The 16,900-nt window shown below is 65.5% G+C and carries 21 protein-coding genes; 12 read left to right on the forward strand and 9 right to left on the reverse strand.

All coding sequences use genetic code 11. The features are described from left to right. Window positions 1-105 precede the first annotated feature (105 nt). The 5 genes from K8374_RS02295 to K8374_RS02315 all read right to left on the reverse strand — a co-directional run bounded on the left by K8374_RS02295 (window position 106) and on the right by K8374_RS02315 (window position 4,095). Entirely contained in the window at window positions 106-789 is a 684-nt protein-coding gene (locus K8374_RS02295; RefSeq protein ID WP_196145418.1) for an OmpW/AlkL family protein, read from the reverse strand. A gap of 109 nt (window positions 790-898) precedes the next feature. After that, window positions 899-1,420 carry a DUF3299 domain-containing protein gene (locus K8374_RS02300; protein WP_224459251.1) on the reverse strand — a complete coding sequence of 174 codons (522 nt, stop codon included), beginning with the start codon at window positions 1,418-1,420 and terminating at the stop codon, window positions 899-901. A gap of 117 nt (window positions 1,421-1,537) precedes the next feature. Continuing rightward, window positions 1,538-2,803: an ABC transporter permease gene (locus tag K8374_RS02305; protein ID WP_224457774.1), complete on the reverse strand. Its 1,266-nt coding sequence runs from the start codon at window positions 2,801-2,803 to the stop codon at window positions 1,538-1,540. Beyond that, complete coding sequence (locus K8374_RS02310; protein WP_224457775.1) at window positions 2,803-3,513, reverse strand: ABC transporter ATP-binding protein; 711 nt, start codon at window positions 3,511-3,513, stop codon at window positions 2,803-2,805. Before K8374_RS02310 ends, K8374_RS02305 begins: the two co-directional genes overlap by 1 nt. Continuing rightward, window positions 3,514-4,095: a DUF2796 domain-containing protein gene (locus K8374_RS02315; protein ID WP_224457776.1), complete on the reverse strand. Its 582-nt coding sequence runs from the start codon at window positions 4,093-4,095 to the stop codon at window positions 3,514-3,516. Window positions 4,096-4,283: 188 nt separating this feature from the next. Between K8374_RS02315 and K8374_RS02320 the strand changes: the two genes are divergently transcribed. Then, complete coding sequence (locus K8374_RS02320; RefSeq protein WP_224457777.1) at window positions 4,284-4,628, forward strand: hypothetical protein; 345 nt, start codon at window positions 4,284-4,286, stop codon at window positions 4,626-4,628. Between the two features lie 187 nt (window positions 4,629-4,815). On the opposite strand, the gene trxA is transcribed toward K8374_RS02320, so the two are convergent. The 3 genes from trxA to K8374_RS02335 are packed head-to-tail and all read right to left on the reverse strand — an operon-like array spanning window position 4,816 to window position 6,844. Beyond that, complete coding sequence (trxA, locus tag K8374_RS02325; protein WP_224457778.1) at window positions 4,816-5,700, reverse strand: thioredoxin; 885 nt, start codon at window positions 5,698-5,700, stop codon at window positions 4,816-4,818. Between the two features lie 31 nt (window positions 5,701-5,731). Then, the gene (locus K8374_RS02330; protein WP_224457779.1) at window positions 5,732-6,391 is read right to left on the reverse strand and encodes a class I SAM-dependent methyltransferase; all 660 of its coding nucleotides are present in this window, start codon (window positions 6,389-6,391) and stop codon (window positions 5,732-5,734) included. Beyond that, on the reverse strand, window positions 6,392-6,844 hold the full coding sequence (locus K8374_RS02335) for a YbaY family lipoprotein (RefSeq protein ID WP_224457780.1): 453 nt from the start codon (window positions 6,842-6,844) through the stop codon (window positions 6,392-6,394). A 105-nt stretch (window positions 6,845-6,949) separates the two neighbouring features. Here K8374_RS02335 and nrdR point away from each other — a divergent pair, with 105 nt between their 5' ends. The 11 genes from nrdR to K8374_RS02390 all read left to right on the forward strand — a co-directional run bounded on the left by nrdR (window position 6,950) and on the right by K8374_RS02390 (window position 14,993). Continuing rightward, window positions 6,950-7,414: a transcriptional regulator NrdR gene (nrdR, locus tag K8374_RS02340; protein WP_043210325.1), complete on the forward strand. Its 465-nt coding sequence runs from the start codon at window positions 6,950-6,952 to the stop codon at window positions 7,412-7,414. A gap of 2 nt (window positions 7,415-7,416) precedes the next feature. Next, entirely contained in the window at window positions 7,417-8,547 is a 1,131-nt protein-coding gene (gene ribD / locus K8374_RS02345) for a bifunctional diaminohydroxyphosphoribosylaminopyrimidine deaminase/5-amino-6-(5-phosphoribosylamino)uracil reductase RibD (RefSeq protein WP_224457781.1), read from the forward strand. Window positions 8,548-8,590: 43 nt separating this feature from the next. Beyond that, window positions 8,591-9,256 carry a riboflavin synthase gene (locus tag K8374_RS02350; RefSeq protein ID WP_070093931.1) on the forward strand — a complete coding sequence of 222 codons (666 nt, stop codon included), beginning with the start codon at window positions 8,591-8,593 and terminating at the stop codon, window positions 9,254-9,256. Between the two features lie 18 nt (window positions 9,257-9,274). Next, entirely contained in the window at window positions 9,275-10,366 is a 1,092-nt protein-coding gene (ribBA, locus tag K8374_RS02355) for a bifunctional 3,4-dihydroxy-2-butanone-4-phosphate synthase/GTP cyclohydrolase II (RefSeq protein ID WP_084857384.1), read from the forward strand. 91 nt (window positions 10,367-10,457) lie between these two features. Continuing rightward, window positions 10,458-10,934, forward strand: a complete 477-nt coding sequence (gene ribE, locus K8374_RS02360) for a 6,7-dimethyl-8-ribityllumazine synthase (protein WP_043210219.1) — start codon at window positions 10,458-10,460, stop codon at window positions 10,932-10,934. Further along, a complete protein-coding gene (gene nusB, locus K8374_RS02365) occupies window positions 10,931-11,431 on the forward strand; it encodes a transcription antitermination factor NusB (RefSeq protein ID WP_196145428.1) in 501 nt (166 codons plus the stop codon). Before ribE ends, nusB begins: the two co-directional genes overlap by 4 nt. An 18-nt stretch (window positions 11,432-11,449) precedes the next feature. After that, a complete protein-coding gene (thiL, locus tag K8374_RS02370; RefSeq protein WP_224457782.1) occupies window positions 11,450-12,412 on the forward strand; it encodes a thiamine-phosphate kinase in 963 nt (320 codons plus the stop codon). Next, the gene (locus tag K8374_RS02375; RefSeq protein ID WP_084857390.1) at window positions 12,409-12,912 is read left to right on the forward strand and encodes a phosphatidylglycerophosphatase A; all 504 of its coding nucleotides are present in this window, start codon (window positions 12,409-12,411) and stop codon (window positions 12,910-12,912) included. The genes thiL and K8374_RS02375 overlap by 4 nt, the downstream gene beginning before the upstream one ends. Window positions 12,913-13,150: 238 nt before the next feature. Continuing rightward, window positions 13,151-13,765 (forward strand): GTP cyclohydrolase II, encoded by a 615-nt coding sequence (gene ribA / locus K8374_RS02380; RefSeq protein WP_084857392.1) that lies wholly within the window; start codon window positions 13,151-13,153, stop codon window positions 13,763-13,765. After that, window positions 13,762-14,181, forward strand: coding sequence for an MFS transporter (locus K8374_RS02385; protein WP_224457783.1), 420 nt, complete (start codon window positions 13,762-13,764; stop codon window positions 14,179-14,181). The genes ribA and K8374_RS02385 overlap by 4 nt, the downstream gene beginning before the upstream one ends. Next, the gene (locus tag K8374_RS02390; protein ID WP_224457784.1) at window positions 14,181-14,993 is read left to right on the forward strand and encodes a cobalamin-binding protein; all 813 of its coding nucleotides are present in this window, start codon (window positions 14,181-14,183) and stop codon (window positions 14,991-14,993) included. Before K8374_RS02385 ends, K8374_RS02390 begins: the two co-directional genes overlap by 1 nt. On the opposite strand, the gene K8374_RS02395 is transcribed toward K8374_RS02390, so the two are convergent. Next, window positions 14,971-16,848, reverse strand: coding sequence for a TonB-dependent receptor plug domain-containing protein (locus K8374_RS02395; RefSeq protein WP_224457785.1), 1,878 nt, complete (start codon window positions 16,846-16,848; stop codon window positions 14,971-14,973). The two genes, K8374_RS02390 and K8374_RS02395, sit on opposite strands and share 23 nt — an antisense overlap. Between the last annotated feature and the right edge of the window lie 52 nt (window positions 16,849-16,900).

The raw sequence follows: 16,900 nt of genomic DNA on the forward strand, positions 1-16,900 counted from the left end.
CGGGGCAAGTCGGACCGCCGCACCGCCGCTCCTACAAGGCCTGCGAGCCGTGCGTAAAGCTGCGGTAGGGCTGGATGGCGACCGCGGCCGCCATCGCGCAAGGCATCAGAACTTGTAGCCCAGGCCCACCATGTAGACCCACGGGTCCACGTCCACATCGACCTTGGTCTTGCTGTAGCCCAGTGCGGTCGGGCCATCGACGGTAGCCTTGGTGTCGATGTCGATGTACCAGACCGAGGCGTTGACCAGCAGGTTGTCGGTCAGCATGTAGTCCATGCCCAGTTGCGCGGCCAGGCCGACCGAGTCTTGCAGCTTCAGGTTGCTGAAGCCCTGCTGCTTGCGTGCGCCGCTGAGGTCTTCGTCGAAGAAGGTGGTGTAGTTGATGCCGACACCCGCGTAGGGCTGGAACTTCGACGAGGGTGCCATCGGGTAGTACTGCAGCGACAGGGTCGGCGGCAGTTGCTTGATGTCGGCCAGCTTGCCGTCCAGGCCGCCGCCCAGGCCCTTGACGGCCACGGTATGGTTGAACGGCGTGGCGGCCAGCAGTTCGACGCCGATGTGGTCGGTGAGCATGTAGGCGAAGGTCAGGCCCAGCTGGGTGTCGCTGTCCAGGGTCGCCTTGGTGCCCGACACCTTGGTGCCGTCGAACTTCAGGTCGCTGCTGTCTTCGTTCGGCGCAACGGTGATGGCGCCGGCGCGCATGATGATGTCACCGGCCTGGTGGGCGTGGGCAACAGGGGCTGCGAGCGCCAAGGCAATAAGCGAGGCGCCGAGCAAGGACTTGTTCATGGAAGCTCCCAAAGGACGTAAGTAATCGAGTAGTCCAATGGTAAGGAGCCAGTCGAACGCAACTTTTGATTCAGCTCAACGAAGCCGTGTCACAAAGCGGAAACAGTTCTCACTGCAGCTCATAAGCGTAGATTTTCTCCGCTTCCATCTGGTAACCGGCCTCGGCCAGTTCGCTGCGGGTGGCTTTGACCTGCATGCGGCCTTCGATCCAGTAGGGCTGGTAGAGGTCTTCGAGGCGCACGCCCATCTCGCTGACGATATGCACGATCTGGTTCGACGGCGGTGGTGGTACGTGGATGCAGGCGCCGTAGTAGGGTACCAGCAGGAATTCGGTGGTGCGGCCTTCCTCGCTGACCTCCAACGGCACGATGTAGCCGGGCAGCTTGACCTGTTGGCCATCCAGCGCCTTGACCACCGGTGCGTCGGGCGCCTGCTGACGCGCGGCGGGGGCGGCTTCGGCCAGTGCACTGCCCAGTTGCGAAAGGTCGTGCAGCGGTGCCTGTTGCACCGGCACCACCGGTGCGCCTTCGGGAATCAGGGCGGGCCAGTCCAGGGTGCGGGGTTCGGCGGCCAGCAGGGGCAAGGCCAGTGACAGCAGCGACAAAAGCAGCAGGGCCTGCAGAACCCCCATTCTGCTCGGCCGCCATCGCCGGCAAGCCGGCGCCCTTCGGGTCTGCCCGGCATCGGTGGGAGCCGGCTTGCCGGCGATGGCGGTAACGGGGGACATGAATAGGAACATGCAGGTTGCTCAAAGGTGAATGGACAAACCATCGGCCAGCGACTGCCGATAGGCACGCCAGGCCGGCACGCTGCCCATGAGCAGCGCGGCGCCGAGAATGATGGCCAGCAGCGTCCACTCATGGGCGCTGGGCCAGGCCAGTGGCAGGTAGAGGCCATAGTTGGCCTGGACGTAACCTTGGGCTAGGGCGATGCCGCCGTACAGCAAGCCGAGCCCGGCTGCGATGCCGGCCACGGCCAAGGCCAACGCCTCCAGCACCAGGAGCCCGGCGATATGCCAAGGCCGTGCGCCCACCGAGCGCAGGATGGCCATCTCCCGGCGACGCTCGTTGAGGCTGGTGAGGATCGCCGTGAGCATGCCGATCAGCCCGGTCAGGACCACGAACAGCGACACCACGAACAACGCCTGTTCGGCGGTCCCCATCAGGCTCCAGAGCTCCTGCAGGGCGACGCCGGGGAGGATCGCCAGCAACGGTTCGCTGCGGAACTCGTTGATTTCCCGTTGCAGGCTGAAGGTGGCGATCTTGCTGTTCAGCCCGAGCATGAAGGCGGTGATGGCGGCCGGCTGCAGGTCCATCGCCCGCGCCTGTTCAGCACTGATACGCCCGGCGCCACGGGCTGGCACGCCGTTGTGCCAGTCGACATGGATCGCCTCCATGCCCGCTAGGCTGATGTGCAGGGTGCGGTCCACCGGCGTGCCGGTGCGCGCGAGGATCCCGACCACGGTGAACGGCTTGTCATCGTGCTTGACCAGGCTGATGGCCGCCACGCCATGGGCCAGCACCAGCCGGTCGCCCAGCTTGTAGTGCAGCGCGTCGGCCACCTCGGCGCCGAGCACCACCTCGAACGGGTCGTCGGCGAATGCACGGCCCTGGTTGAGGGTCAGGTGTTGCCGGCGGCCGAACTGGTAATGGCTGAAATATTCGCCGGTGGTGCCCATCACCCGGTAGCCACGATGGGAGTCGCCCAGCGAAATCGGGATGGCCCATTTCACCCGCGGGTCCTTGGCGTAGTGCTCGAAGCTGTCCCAGCGGATGTTGTTGGTGGCATTGCCGATACGGAACACCGAATACAACAGCAGGTTCACCGAGCCCGAGCGGGCGCCGACGATCAGGTCGGTGCCGCTGATGGTGCTGGCGAAGCTGGCACGGGCCTCGGTGCGCACGCGTTCCACGGCCAGCAACAGGCACACGGACAGGGCGATGGCGAAGGCGGTCAGGAACGCAGTGAAGCGACGGTTGGCCAGGCTGGCCAAGGCAAGTCGGAGCAGGTACATCAGGCCTCCCGGGGCTTGACCGCGCGATTGAGCTCGGCCAGGGACAGGTGACGGTCGAACAGCGGCGCCAGGCTCTGGTCGTGGCTGACGAACAATAGGCTGGCGCCGGCTGCCCGGCATTCGTCGAACAGCAGGCCGATGAACGCTTCGCGGGTATCGGCGTCGAGCGCGGAGGTTGGCTCGTCGGCGATCACCAGCTCTGGTTGGCCGATCAAGGCCCGGGCCGCCGCAACACGCTGCTGCTGGCCGATCGACAGGCTGTCGGCGCGGCGGGCGAGCAGGGCTGGGTCATCCAGGCCCAGGTGGGCGAGTAGTCGGGCGGCCGCCTGATCGACGCTGCCATGACGCTGCTGGGCGCGTTCGGCGCGGCTACGTGAAAAGCGGCAGGGCAGCTCGACGTTCTCCCGCACCGAGAGAAACGGCAGCAGGTTGAACTGTTGGAAGATATAGCCGGTGTGATCGACCCGGAAGCGGTCCCGGGCGCCTTGTCCGAGAGCGGCAAGGTCCTGGCCGAGCAGGCGGATGCTGCCTTGCCCCGGCTTGTTCACCCCGCCCAGCAGGCCCAGCAGAGTGGTCTTGCCACTGCCGCTGGGGCCCTTGAGAAACAGCGCTTCGCCAGCCTCCAGGCGAAACGCGGGGATATCCAGCAATGGCGGCTGGCCGGGCCAGGCGAATACCAGCCCCTGCAGATCGATCAACGGCTGGCTCATTCAGAAGGCGACCAACGGCTTGCCGGGCGTGGCTTGCAGGCCTTTCTGGCCGTTCGGGCCGATAACCTGCACAGTGATTTTCTGAGTAGCCGGGAAAGCCTTGAACAGCGGCGTCAGGTCGACCTGGGTGAGCTTGGCCGGTGTGGCACAGGTCAGCTGGTAGTGGGCATTGATGTCGGCGTGACCGTGCTCGTGGTCGTGTTCATCGCTATGCGCATCGTCGTGCCCGGCCTCGCCGAACAGCGGGCTGTCGAGCTCCTGGGCGTCCTCCTTGCAGCCGGCGGCCTGGGCTAGGGCGAACAGCTGCAGGGGTTGCTCCAGCTGCTGGCGTGTGGCGGCGACCTTGGCCTTGTCGGCATCGCTGCCGGGGGCGTGTTCGAAACCGACCAGGTTCATCGCAGGGCTGTCCAGCGCCAGTTCCAGGGTGTTGCCGTCGAGCACGACATCGAGCTTGGCCGCACCGTGTTCATGGGCGGCGAGGGTGCCGTGGGCGTGGTCATGGTCGTGATCGTCATGGGGCTGGGCCTGGGCCATGGCCAAAGGCAGCAGGGCGAAGGGCAGGGCGAGGAACAGGCGGCGCATGGAACACTCCTGGGCGGATGGATACGAAGTTCGTAATGTTATAACAACTTTTCTTGCGCTCGCCAGCGGCCTGGTGCAGGTTTCATGTAGCGGTGTCGGCAGGGGTGGCCCATCGCGGGACGAGCCCGCTCCTACAGGGGGATTATGAGAGCATAGCGGCCAATGATTTCGGACTTGAGGGTGACAAGGTGAGAATTCGCGGACAGATCGGTGATTGGCCGGTGGACCTGACCATCGAGTTGGAGCCTGCGGAGTGGGCACAGCTAGGGCGTCAGTTGGATGTGCCAGCAGTGGCCGAAGCGGCTGCAGCGACGGCCGACGCCACGCCGCGCCAGGACGATGGGCAATGGCTGGCGGCGCGCGAACTGTTGCGCCAGGCCGGGCAGGTCAGTGGGCCGGAACTGCTGGAGCGGCTGGAAGGTTTGGCCGGTAGTACGGCGGCGGGCAAGCGGTTGCTGGTGCGCTTGCGGCACAGCAGTGAGGTGAAGGTGGAAAGCGGGGCGCATGCACCGGTGTATCACTGGGTCGGGTGACGTCTACCTGGCCAGCGCTGACATCGTGCTGTAGGAGCGGCCTTGTGCCGCGAAAGGGGCGCGTAGCGGCCCCAGGAATCGGTGCGCTTCTTATACTCAAGACAGTTGCTCCCACCCGTCCTGCGCTGTTTTAGAGACACCGCGGTACCAGTGGGAGCTGGCTTGCCAGCGATTGGGCCGGCAGGGTTCAGAACATCGCCGCCGACAACTTGCGCCGATACACGCTCACTAGCGGATGCTCGTTGCCCAGCAATTCGAACACCTGCAGCAAGGCCTTCTGCGGCAAGCCGTTCTCGTAGCCACGGTTACGCTGGAACAGCTTGAGCAACCCGTCCAGCGCTGCCTCGTACTGTTGGCGCGCCAGTTGCTGGATGCACAACTGGTAGGTGGCTTCGTCGTCCTGCGGGTTCTGCGCCAGGCGGCTCTTGAGCTCGGCGGCCTCCGGCAGGCTGGCGGCCTGGCGCAGGAAGGTCAGCTGGGCCTTGGCGCCTGCCAGGGCAGCCTTGTGTTCGTCGGTCTTGACTGCGTCGAGCACCACTTCGGCTTCACCCAGCTCACCCCGTTCTGCCAGGCAGCGTGCGTAGTAGATCAGCGCCTCGGCGTTGCTGTTGTCTTCGCCGAGCAGCGCCTGGAGCATGGCCTCGGCTTCTGCGAAGCGGCTCTCGGCGAACAGTGCCTTGGCCTGCTCCAGCGGTGCGGCTGCAGGTGGCGCGGGCATTTGCACATGGGGCTCGAGCATGGCGCGGATAGCCGACTCGGGCTGGGCACCGGCGAAACCGTCGACCGGTTGGCCGTCCTTGAACAGCACCACCGTCGGCAGGCTGCGGATGCCGAACTGGGCGACGATCTGTTGTTCAACGTCGCAGTTGATCTTGGCCAGCAGCAATTCGCCCTGGTAGCCCTCGGCGATCTTGGCCAGCAGCGGCATCAGCGCCTTGCACGGCGCGCACCATTCGGCCCAGAAGTCGACCAGCACCGGCTTGTGGAAGGAATTTTCGATGACCAGTTGCTGGAAGTTGGCATCGGTGGCATCGAAGATGTACGGCAGATCTTTACTAGGAGCTTGGCTCATCGCGACTCTCGCAAACCCGTGAATGGCACCACTATAAAGGCTCGCGGCTGGCGTGGTACAGGCTGACCCGGCGGAATTCGTGCGGCTCGGCCAGGTCCGGCAGGGTCAGGGCCTCGAGCACGCCGAGCTGGCGATAGCGTGGGTGATTGAAGTCGCGCACCCGCGAGTCGGCCACCAAGGCCTGGCGGCCGCGGCCCAGGAACGCGTCGAGCAACGGCAGGTTGGCGCGGTCATAGAGCACATCGGCAACCAGGATCAGGTCGAAACGGTCCTCTTCGGCGAAGAAGTCATTGCTGTAGCCAAGCGTCACGCCGTTGAGCGCGGCGTTGGCCCGGCAGGCATCCAGGGCCAGCGGGTCCAGGTCGCAGGCTACCACTTCCAGAGCGCCTGCACGCGCCGCGGCTATCCCGGCGATGCCGGAGCCTGCGCCGAAGTCCAGCACGCGCTTGCCCCGAACCCATTCAGGGTGTTCGGCCAGGTAGCGGGCCATCGCCAGGCCGCTGGCCCAGCAGAAGCTCCAGTAGGGCGGTTCGTCGAGGATGCGGCGGGTCTCCTCGGGGCTGAATGCGCGGTCCATGTTCTGCGCATCGATCAGCCAGAGCCTGAGTTCGCATTCGGGTAGGTCACTGACGACCAGGCGCGCTTCGCCGATCAGGCCGCTGAGGGCCTGTTGCAGGGGCAGCGGGGGCATCTATGGCGCCTTCTCGAAGCGCAGCGGGCCGGTGGCCTGGTTGATGGCCTGGGCGATACGCAGCGGCGGCAGGTGCAGGATCAGCTGGCCGGAACGGCTGGCGCGGCCGCGCAGCTCGACGCGGGCACCGGCCGGGAAGGCCTCGGGGTTGAAGCGTAGGCGATAGGGCAGGGCCTGGCCGGTACCGGTGAGATTGTCGCTGGCCAGCAGACGTTGCGGGCGGCCGCGCTCATCGATGACCAGCAGGGCCAGCTCCACTTCGGCGCCGGCCGGTACTTCCAGCAAGGTGCCGCTCACTTCGCGCTGGTAGGCAGGTAGTGGGCCAAGCTCCTTTGGCTTCTTGACGGCCTTGGCAGGCGGTACTGCAGAAGTTTGCTCGGGCTTCGGTCGGTCGCTGCCGCAGGCGGCGAGCAGGCTGGCGAGGCACAGCACGACGAGCGCTCGGTAGTGCATGGGGTAGTCCTTCACAGGCAGAATTGCATGGATGGTAAACCCTTTGGCTTGTCTTGCCAGTGGGATGCGCTACCATGGCCCTCCCTTTTTTTGTTGCCTGCCACCATGCACTGTCCCTTTTGCGGTGCCAACGACACCAAGGTCATCGACTCGCGCCTGGTCGCCGAGGGTGAACAGGTGCGTCGCCGCCGTGAATGCGTCGCCTGCGGCGAGCGCTTCACCACCTTCGAGACCGCCGAGCTGGTCCTGCCACGGCTGATCAAGCAGGACGGCACGCGCCAGCCTTTCGACGAAGAAAAACTCCGTGCCGGCATGCAGCGCGCGTTGGAAAAGCGTCCGGTCAGCGTCGAGCGCCTGGAAGCGGCGCTGGCGCATATCAAGCACAAGCTGCGCGCCACCGGCGAGCGCGAGGTCAAGTCGCTGGTGGTCGGCGAGCTGGTGATGGCCGAGCTGCGCAAGCTCGACGAAGTCGCCTATATCCGCTTTGCATCGGTCTACCGGCGTTTCCAGGACCTCGACGAGTTCCGCGAAGAAATCGACCGCCTGGCCCGTGAACCTGCCAAGGAATGACCATGCCGAGCCACGCAGCCATCCTCGACGCCCACTACATGGCGCGCGCCCTGGAGCTCGCCCGCAAGGGCCTGTTCAGCACCCACCCCAACCCGCGCGTGGGCTGCGTGATCGTGCGCGACGGCGAGGTGGTGGGCGAAGGCTGGCATGTGCGTGCCGGTGAGCCCCATGCCGAAGTCCACGCCCTGCGCCAGGCTGGCGAGCGCGCACGCGGCGCCTGCGCCTACGTGACGCTCGAGCCGTGCAGCCACCATGGCCGCACGCCGCCCTGTGCCGAGGCGTTGGTCGAGGCCGGCGTGGCCCGGGTGGTGGCGGCTATGCAGGACCCTAACCCGCAGGTAGCCGGCCAGGGCCTGCGACGCCTGGCCGAGGCCGGTGTCGAGGTCAGCAGCGGCGTGCTCGAGGCCGAGGCCCGCGCCCTCAACCCGGGCTTTCTCAAGCGCATGGAGCATGGCCTGCCGTTCGTGCGCGCCAAGCTCGCCATGAGCCTGGATGGCCGCACCGCCATGGCCAGTGGCGAGAGCCAGTGGATCACCGGCCCTGCCGCCCGCGCTGCGGTGCAGCGCCTGCGTGCTCGTTCCAGTGTGGTGCTGACCAGCGCCGAAAGCGTGCTGGCCGACAACGCCCGCATGACCGTGCGGGGTGCCGAACTGGGGCTGGACGCCGAAACCACGGCCCTGGCCTTGGCCCGGCCGCCCCTGCGCGTGCTGGTCGACGGCCGCCTGCGCCTGCCGCTGGACGCGCCTTTCTTCCAGGCCGGCCCCGCACTGGTGGTGACCGCCCGCGCAGACGACCCGCGTTACGCCCAGGCCGGCCATGAGCTGCTGTGCTTGCCCGGTGAGGCCGGCCGTGTCGACCTGCCTGGCCTGCTGCAGGCCCTGGCCACCCGCGGTGTCAACGAGGTCCTGCTGGAAGCCGGCGCGGGCTTGGTCGGCGCTTTCGCACGCCTGGGCCTGGTCGATGAGTTCCAGCTCTTCGTCGCCGGCACATTCCTCGGCAGCACCGCCCGCCCGCTGCTGGACTGGCCGCTGGCGCAGATGAACGAGGCGCCGCGCCTGAAGATCACCGAGGTGCGCGCAGTCGGCGATGACTGGCGGATCACGGCCATCCCCTTGCCGGCCTCCGGCGTATAATGCCCGGCTTGCCACGCGCAGCCCTGTTCCCGAGGAGGACACCATGTTCACCGGCATCATCGAATCCATCGGCACCATCCGCAGCCTGACCCCCAAGGGCGGTGACGTGCGCGTCTACGTAGAAACCGGCAAGCTCGACCTGGGCGACGTCAAGCTGGGCGACAGCATCGCCGTCAACGGCGTCTGCCTGACTGCCGTGGAGCTGCCCGGCGACGGCTTCTGGGCCGACGTCAGCGTCGAGACCCTCAAGCGCACCGCCATGGTCGACCTCAAGAGCGGCAGCCGGGTCAATCTGGAAAAGGCCCTGACCCCTACCACCCGTCTGGGCGGCCACCTGGTCAGTGGCCATGTCGACGGCGTCGGCGAGATCATTTCGCGCAGCGATAACGCGCGCGCCATCCAGTTCCGTGTGCGTGCGCCCAAGGAGCTGGCCAAGTACATCGCCCACAAAGGGTCGATCACCGTCGATGGCACCAGCCTCACGGTCAATGAGGTCGATGGCGCCGAGTTCGAGCTGACCATCGTCCCGCACACCCTGTCCGAAACCATCATGGCCGACTACCGCGCAGGTCGTCGGGTCAACCTCGAGGTCGACTTGCTGGCCCGTTACCTGGAGCGTCTGCTGCTGGGCGACAAGGCCGCCGAGTCGAGCAAGGGCAGTGGCATCACCGAAAGCTTCCTGGCCGCCAACGGCTACCTGAAATCCTGATTGAGAAGGGGGTGCCGAGTGGCGCTCAACAGCATCGAAGAGCTGGTGGAAGACATCCGCCAGGGCAAAATGGTCATTCTCATGGACGACGAAGACCGTGAGAACGAAGGCGACATCATCATGGCTGCCGAGTGCTGCCAGGCCGAGCACATCAACTTCATGGCCAAGCACGCCCGCGGCCTGATCTGCATGCCGATGACCCGCGAGCGCTGCGAAACGCTCAAGCTGCCGCTGATGGCGCCACGCAACGGGTCGGGCTTCGGCACCAAGTTCACCGTGTCGATCGAGGCCGCCGAGGGTGTCACCACCGGCATTTCCGCCGCCGACCGCGCGCGCACCGTGCAGGTGGCGGCCGCCCGTGATGCCAAGGCCGACGACATCGTCAGCCCCGGCCACATCTTCCCGCTGATGGCCCAGGCCGGCGGTACCCTGGCGCGTGCCGGGCACACCGAAGCGGCTTGCGACCTGGCGCGCATGGCCGGTTTCGAGCCCAGCGGCGTGATCTGCGAAGTGATGAACGACGACGGCACCATGGCCCGTCGTCCGGAGCTGGAGGCCTTCGCCGCCGAGCACGGCCTGAAGATCGGCACCATCGCCGACCTGATCCACTACCGGATGATCCACGAGCGCACTGTGCAGCGTATCGCCGAACAGCCGCTGGACAGCGAGCTGGGCCAGTTCAACCTGGTCACCTACCGTGACGCGGTGGAAGGCGATGTGCACATGGCCCTGACTCTCGGTGACATCCGCGCCGAAGAGCCGACCCTGGTGCGCGTGCACAACATGGACCCGCTGCGCGACCTGCTACTGGTCAAACAGCCGGGCCGCTGGAGCCTGCGCGCGGCGATGAGCGCCGTGGCCGAGGCCGGCAGCGGCGTGGTGCTGCTGCTGGGGCACCCGCTCGATGGCGACGTGCTGCTGGCACACATCCGCGAAAGTGCCGGCGATGCGCAGCCCAAGGCGCCGACCACCTACAGCACTGTCGGTGCCGGTTCGCAGATCCTGCGTGACCTGGGCGTGCGCAAGATGCGCCTGATGAGCTCGCCGATGAAGTTCAACGCGATATCCGGATTCGATCTGGAAGTTGTAGAATACGTGCCCTCCGAGTGACACAGGCGTAACTGTCGTCCTGCCGCTCGTGTCCAAACCCTCCCGCAGGCCGCGTGTGCGCGGCCTCGCTCTTTAAGATGAGAACACCGGAATGACCCTGAAGACCATCGAAGGTACCTTCATCGCCCCCAAAGGTCGCTATGCTTTGGTGGTTGGCCGCTTCAACAGCTTCGTCGTCGAAAGCCTGGTGAGCGGTGCCGTTGATGCCCTGGTACGCCATGGCGTCAGCGAAAGCGACATCACCATCATCCGTGCCCCGGGTGCCTTCGAAATCCCGCTGGTTGCACAGAAAGTCGCCCAGCAAGGTGAATATGACGCGATCGTCGCCCTGGGTGCGGTGATCCGTGGCGGTACCCCGCACTTCGAATACGTGGCGGGCGAGTGCACCAAGGGCCTGGCCCAGGTGTCCATGGAGTTCGGTGTTCCGGTGGCCTTCGGCGTCCTGACCGTCGACTCCATCGAGCAGGCCATCGAGCGTTCTGGCACCAAGGCCGGCAACAAAGGTGCCGAAGCTGCCCTGTCCGCCCTGGAAATGGTCAGCCTGCTGGCGCAGTTGGAGGCCAAGTGATTAGCGACGAAAGCGATCGTTTCAACCCGCGCGAGCCACGCGCGGCGGATGCAGGCAAGCCCTCCAAGAGCGCCAAGCGCCGTGAAGCCCGCAAGCTCGCGACCCAGGCTCTCTACCAGTGGCACATGGCCCAGCATTCGCTGAACGAGATCGAGGCTCAGTTCCGGGTCGACAACGATTTCTCCGATATCGATGGCGCCTATTTCCGCGAGATCCTGCATGGGGTCCCGGCGATCAAGGGCGAAATCGACAAGGCCCTGGCCCCATGCCTGGACCTGCCGCTGGAGGAGCTCGACCCGGTCGAGCTCGCGGTGCTGCGCCTGTCCACCTGGGAGTTCATCAAGCGCGTCGACGTACCATACCGCGTGGTGATCAACGAAGGTGTCGAGCTGGCCAAGGTCTTCGGTGCCACCGATGGCCACAAGTTCGTCAACGGTGTGCTGGACAAGCTCGCGCCGACTCTGCGCGACGCGGAAGTCAAGGCGGCCAAGCGCTGATCGTGGCGCCGACCGATCATGGGTGAGTTCGAGCTGATCCGTCATTACTTCGCCGCCGCGGCCTGCGCGCAGGGCGGTGAAGGTGTGGTCCTCGGCATCGGTGACGACTGCGCCCTGCTGCAGCTGCCTGCTGGCGAGCAGTTGGCGGTATCCACCGACACCCTGGTCGAAGGCGTGCATTTCCCCGCCGCCTGCGACCCCCTGTTGCTCGGCCAGCGCTCGTTGGCCGTGGCGGTCAGCGACCTTGCGGCCATGGGCGCCGACCCCATCGGCTTCACCCTCGCCCTGACCCTGCCCCAGGTCGGTGCCGACTGGCTCCGGCTGTATGCCGATGGCCTGAACCGCATGGCCTTGCGCTGCGGTGTCAGCCTGATCGGTGGCGACACCACCCGCGGCCCCCTGGCCATCACCGTGACCGTGTTCGGCAAGGCGCCTGCAGGGCAGGCCCTGCGCCGCAGCGGTGCTCGGCCGGGCGACTTGCTGTGTGTGGGCGGTTGCCTGGGTAGCGCGGCCGGGGCCTTGCCACTGGTACTGGGTGAGCGCACGGCGCCGGCCGAAGTTGCCGAACCGCTCTTGGCCCAGTATTGGTCGCCCATGCCCCAGCTCGCCCTGGGCCAGCTGTTGCGTGGCCGAGCCACGGCGGCACTGGATATTTCCGACGGGCTGCTGGCTGACTGCGGGCATATCGCCAAGGCTTCCGGGGTCGCGCTTGAAGTGGATGCCGAGCGGGTTCCGGTCTCATCTGCCCTGCAGGCCTTCCTCGGCCATGAGGCGGCCTTGCATGCCGCGCTCACCGGTGGCGACGACTACGTGTTGGCGTTCACCCTGCCAGAAGCGCAACTTTCATCCCTGCCTGAACCTGGCGTCATCCATGTCATCGGCCGCGTGCTCGAAGGGCAGGGTGTCACGCTGCGCGACGGGCAGGGCCAGGACATCACCCCGGCGCAACGGGGTTATCAACATTTTAGGGAGACACCGTGACCGACCACCCCAACCAGGTGCCTGCGGAGTTCGTTCCGCCTTCGGTCTGGCGCAACCCCTGGCACTTCATCGCCTTCGGCTTCGGCTCCGGTACCTTGCCCAAGGCGCCTGGCACCTGGGGCTCGCTGGTGGCGCTGCCGTTCGTTCCGCTCTGGCAGATGCTGCCGGACTGGGGCTACTGGCTGCTGCTGGGCATCACCATGCTGTTCGGCTTCTGGCTGTGCGGCAAGGTCGCCAATGACCTACGTGTGCATGACCACGAAGGCATCGTCTGGGACGAGATGGTCGGCATGTGGATCACCCTGTGGCTGGTGCCGGAGGGTTGGCAGTGGTTGCTGGCAGGGTTCCTGATGTTCCGCTTCTTCGACATCCTCAAGCCCTGGCCGATCCGTTGGATCGACCGCCATGTGCATGGCGGCGTCGGGATCATGCTCGACGATATCCTGGCCGGTGTGTTCGCCTGGCTGGGCATGCAGGTATTGGTGTGGGTGGTTGCCTGACGTAGGTGGCGGGCCAATCGCGGGACAAGCCCGCTCCCACAAGATCAGTGTGGGCGCGTACGTCTGAGGACTGGCGCGGTCCCTGTGGGAGCGGGCTTGCCCCGCGATGAGGCGGGCGCGCTCGAAGCCCAACCATCAAACTTTTCGATCTTAAGCGGCGATATTCAGCCTGCGCATGGGTAGCAACCTGCTGATACAATCGGGCAATTGGAATTGCTTACTTTTTTAGGAGCACAACGTGCCCGTCGTCTTTGTCGCCGCCTCGAAACTCCCGACTCCTTTCGCGATCTTCACCATGCATGGCTTTCTCGATGAAGCCACAGGCCGTGAGCATGTGGTGCTCAGCCTGGGTGATATCGCCGATGGCGAGCCGGTGTTGGGGCGCCTGCATTCCGAGTGCCTGACTGGCGACGCGCTGTTCAGCCAGCGCTGCGACTGCGGCTCGCAACTGGAGGCCGCATTGCAGGCCATTGCCCGGGAAGGCCGGGGTGTGCTGCTGTACCTGCGCCAGGAAGGCCGTGGCATCGGTCTGTTGAACAAAATCCGCGCCTATGAGCTTCAGGACGGCGGTGCCGACACCGTCGAGGCCAACGAGCGCCTGGGCTTTGCCGCCGACCAACGCGACTACGCCATGTGCCAGCCCATGCTCGAGCACCTGGGCGTCGGCTCGCTGCGCCTGATGACCAATAACCCGCGCAAGGTCAAGGCATTGACCGACATGGGCATCAAGGTCGCTGAGCGCGTGCCTCTGCACACCGGCCACAACCCGCATAACCGTCACTACCTGGCCACCAAAGCCGGCAAGCTTGGCCACATGATGGGCAACGAGCACCAGGGCGAGCCGCAGGCGTGACCCGCAGCCAGGTGAAGCGGCGCCTGGCGCTGGCGTGGTGGCAATACCTGGCGGTAGGCCTGGTGCCACTGCCGGTGATGGCCTGGGCCTTTGGTGGCGGCGATGCCCTTGTCCCAGTCCTGGCCATGCCGCTGTTCATTGCCGGCGCTGCCTCGATGTTCCTCAGCCTGCCGCGTTTCGGCGCCTACAAGCACGCCCTGATCGCCACTTCGAAGGCCCTTGGCTCGCCCGAGGAGCCCCAGGCGTGGATCGAGCTGGCCGAAGTGCGACGCATGGCCATGTTGTTCGCCTGCTTTCCTGCGTGGGTCGCGGCACTTTCGGTACTGGTCGGCCTGGAGGCGGTGCCACAGATCCTCCTGGCACTGTCCACCGCAGTGCTGCTCTACCTGTACCGCATTCCCCGCCAGCTGGGCTGATGCGCATTCTTTTCTGCCTGCTGGCCCTGTTGGCCTTCGGCGCCAAGGCCGAGGGTGTTCCGCGGGTGGTCAGCCTGGCCCCTTCGATGACCGAGATCATGCTCGAGCTGCACGCCGACGACCTGCTGGTAGGTGTGCTCGACGGTGGTCAGCGGCCGGCGTCGCTGCAAGGCCTGCCTTCGGTAGGGCGGTACAGCCAGCTCGACATGGAGCGCCTGCTCAGCCTTGCACCCGACCTGCTGCTGTTGTGGCCCGACAGCGTGGCGCCGGCGCAGCGCGACCAGCTCAGGCGCCTGGGCATCCCGACCTTCGTTGGCGAGCCCAAGGATATCGACCAGTTGATCGGGCAGATCGAAGCCATCGGCCAGCGGGTAGGGCGTGCCGAACGAGGCCGGCAATACGCGGCCGCCTTGCGTGAACGGCTGCAGGGGTTGCGCCAGCAGTACCGGCGGCAACAGCCGTTGCGCGTGTTCTACCAAGTGTGGGACCGGCCGTTGTACACCCTTGGCGGGCAGCAGATCGTCAGCGATGCGCTGAGTGTTTGTGGTGCGCGCAATGTTTTCGCCGACCTCACCCAGCCTGCACCTCAGGTGAGCGTGGAATCCGTGCTGTTGCGCGACCCGCAGGTGATCCTCGCCGGCGACAAGGCCCAGCTGGCCAGTTGGAAGGCCTGGCGCACCCTCGACGCGGTGGCCAATGATCGCTTGCTGGTGGTGCCGGACAAGGGGCTGGAGCGCCCCAGTGGCCAGATGATCGAGGCCACGGCGCGCCTGTGCGCGCTGCTGGCGGCTAGAGCGCCGGCGTCCAGGTGACGCTCAGCAGCCAGGTGCGGCCTTCTTCGCGGTAGCCGTAGTTGGTGCCCTGATAGTTGTAGTGGGTGCGGCTGTAGTGTTTGTCCAGCAGGTTATCCAGCTTCAGATCGAGCTTCAGCTCACGGCTTGCCGCCCAGCTTCCACGCAGGCCCAAGGTGCCATAGCCGGCAATTGGGTCGGTATTGGCTTCATCGTTGTAACTGCTGCTGGCCGCTTGCCAGGTGGCGCCAACGGCGAAACGGTCGAACTGACGGTCGAGATCCAGGCTCAAGGTACGCCGCGCCCGGCGAGACAGGGTATGACCGTTCTCGCGGTTGCGCGGGTCGGTCACGGAGAGGCCTAATTGAGAGGTCCAGCCTGCCCATTCTCGCGTCAATGCCAACTCTAGACCGTTGATGCGGGCGGAACTGATGTTATCGGGCCGCTGGCGGACAGGGTCGTAGCTGATCGCATCGCGTAGGTCAGTACGATACAGGGACGCTTCCATCCTCGTGTTGCTCGTCAGTTGGCTGCGCCATTGCAGTTCGTAACTTTTCGAATGCTCGGGGCGAAGGTCAGGGTTTCCGTGTTTCACGTCATAGAGATCATTGAACGTAGGGGCATGGAACCCTTCGCTGTAGGAAACCAGCACATCGTTAGATGGATTCAGCGGGATAGTGAGGCTGGCATTCCAAGTGGTTTGGTCGCCATATTGCTGGTTGCGGTCCTGGCGGATACCCAGTTCACTTGAGAAGGCATCGCCTGTGAAGCGGTATTGGGCGAAGGCGGCACGGTTCCAGCGGCTATCCTCACTGAAGTTTGCTGTGCCGTGGAATCGGTCTTGATACCAGTCGCCGCCCAGTATCAGCTGATTATGCTCATTCAACACGAAGTCGTTTTGCCAGGTGACCTGGTCTCGATAGGTGTTATAGATAAAACGCTCGTCGCTGAGTTTGTCGCGGGTATCATCACGGTTTTCGCTGTGCCCCAGCTCCAACCTGGAATGCCAGGCGTCGCTGAGCTGGGCATCGAAATAGGTGCCAAAGCTACTGACGCTGAAATCCGTATATGGCTGCTGCGGGTAGCTCAGCCTGGTCGTTTCATCAAAACGACCATAGGGGTTGTCGTATTCGTGCCTGCCATGGCTATCAAGCACATTCACCCCCGCCTCGAACCGCTCGTCGAACGTATGGCTCAGGCTCAGGTTGAACGACTTGTTGCGGTAGGCATCGTGATCGCCGTCACTGGCGAACGAGGGCCCGGTCGAGTCGATGCCGGCGGTTTCGTCCAGGCTGGCGCCCAGGTTGAAGCGGGTCGCCTCGCTGCCGCCGGAAAGCCCCAGGCCGCGCTGGAACGTCTGGTTGCTGCCCGCCGCCAGGCGCAGGCGTGGCTGCAGGCCTGGGCCACTGCCACGGCGGGTGAAGATCTGGATGACACCGCCAATGGCATCGCTGCCATAAATGGCCGAACGCGAGCCACGCAGCACCTCGACCCGCTCGATCTGGTCGATGTCGAGAAACTGCAGCCCGCTGTCGCCGGAGGTGGCGTTGGCGATGCGCACGCCGTCGACCAGTACCAGGGTCTGGGCGGCTTTGGTACCGCGGATGAAAATCCCCGGCAGGCTGCCTCGGCCACCGGTAGGCGCCACTTGCACGCCCGGTACTCGGCTCAGCAGATCGGTGACGTTGGAAGGCTGCAGGCGATCGATGTCCGTACGGGTGAACACCGTGTTTGCGGCACTGGTGGCGCTGCGTGATTCGACCTGGCGGCTGGCGCTGACCAGTACGTCGGGGAGCTTGAGGGCGTCGTCGCGGTCCGGTTCGGCCGCCAGCAGCGGGAGAGGGAGGCAGAGCAGAGCAAGGGCAGGGGGTTTCATTGACGGTTCCATGTAGCGAGAGCCCTCGATCGCGGCACAAGGCCGCTCCTAC

Source organism: Pseudomonas sp. p1(2021b), assembly GCF_020151015.1.
Classification (GTDB): Bacteria; Pseudomonadota; Gammaproteobacteria; order Pseudomonadales; family Pseudomonadaceae; genus Aquipseudomonas; species Aquipseudomonas putida_K.

Bases quoted from the DNA above. Each gene is read 5' to 3' on its own strand.
- K8374_RS02335 (WP_224457780.1), bottom strand. From the start codon at position 6,844: ATGCACTACCGAGCGCTCGTCGTGCTGTGCCTCGCCAGCCTGCTCGCC.
- ribD (WP_224457781.1), top strand. From the start codon at position 7,417: ATGCCGAGCCACGCAGCCATCCTCGACGCCCACTACATGGCGCGCGCC.
- K8374_RS02390 (WP_224457784.1), top strand. From the start codon at position 14,181: ATGCGCATTCTTTTCTGCCTGCTGGCCCTGTTGGCCTTCGGCGCCAAG.
- K8374_RS02300 (WP_224459251.1), bottom strand. From the start codon at position 1,420: ATGGGGGTTCTGCAGGCCCTGCTGCTTTTGTCGCTGCTGTCACTGGCC.
- thiL (WP_224457782.1), top strand. From the start codon at position 11,450: ATGGGTGAGTTCGAGCTGATCCGTCATTACTTCGCCGCCGCGGCCTGC.
- ribE (WP_043210219.1), top strand. From the start codon at position 10,458: ATGACCCTGAAGACCATCGAAGGTACCTTCATCGCCCCCAAAGGTCGC.
- K8374_RS02295 (WP_196145418.1), bottom strand. From the start codon at position 789: ATGAACAAGTCCTTGCTCGGCGCCTCGCTTATTGCCTTGGCGCTCGCA.
- nrdR (WP_043210325.1), top strand. From the start codon at position 6,950: ATGCACTGTCCCTTTTGCGGTGCCAACGACACCAAGGTCATCGACTCG.
- K8374_RS02305 (WP_224457774.1), bottom strand. From the start codon at position 2,803: ATGTACCTGCTCCGACTTGCCTTGGCCAGCCTGGCCAACCGTCGCTTC.
- K8374_RS02395 (WP_224457785.1), bottom strand. From the start codon at position 16,848: ATGAAACCCCCTGCCCTTGCTCTGCTCTGCCTCCCTCTCCCGCTGCTG.
- K8374_RS02310 (WP_224457775.1), bottom strand. From the start codon at position 3,513: ATGAGCCAGCCGTTGATCGATCTGCAGGGGCTGGTATTCGCCTGGCCC.
- K8374_RS02330 (WP_224457779.1), bottom strand. From the start codon at position 6,391: ATGCCCCCGCTGCCCCTGCAACAGGCCCTCAGCGGCCTGATCGGCGAA.
- trxA (WP_224457778.1), bottom strand. From the start codon at position 5,700: ATGAGCCAAGCTCCTAGTAAAGATCTGCCGTACATCTTCGATGCCACC.
- K8374_RS02315 (WP_224457776.1), bottom strand. From the start codon at position 4,095: ATGCGCCGCCTGTTCCTCGCCCTGCCCTTCGCCCTGCTGCCTTTGGCC.
- K8374_RS02350 (WP_070093931.1), top strand. From the start codon at position 8,591: ATGTTCACCGGCATCATCGAATCCATCGGCACCATCCGCAGCCTGACC.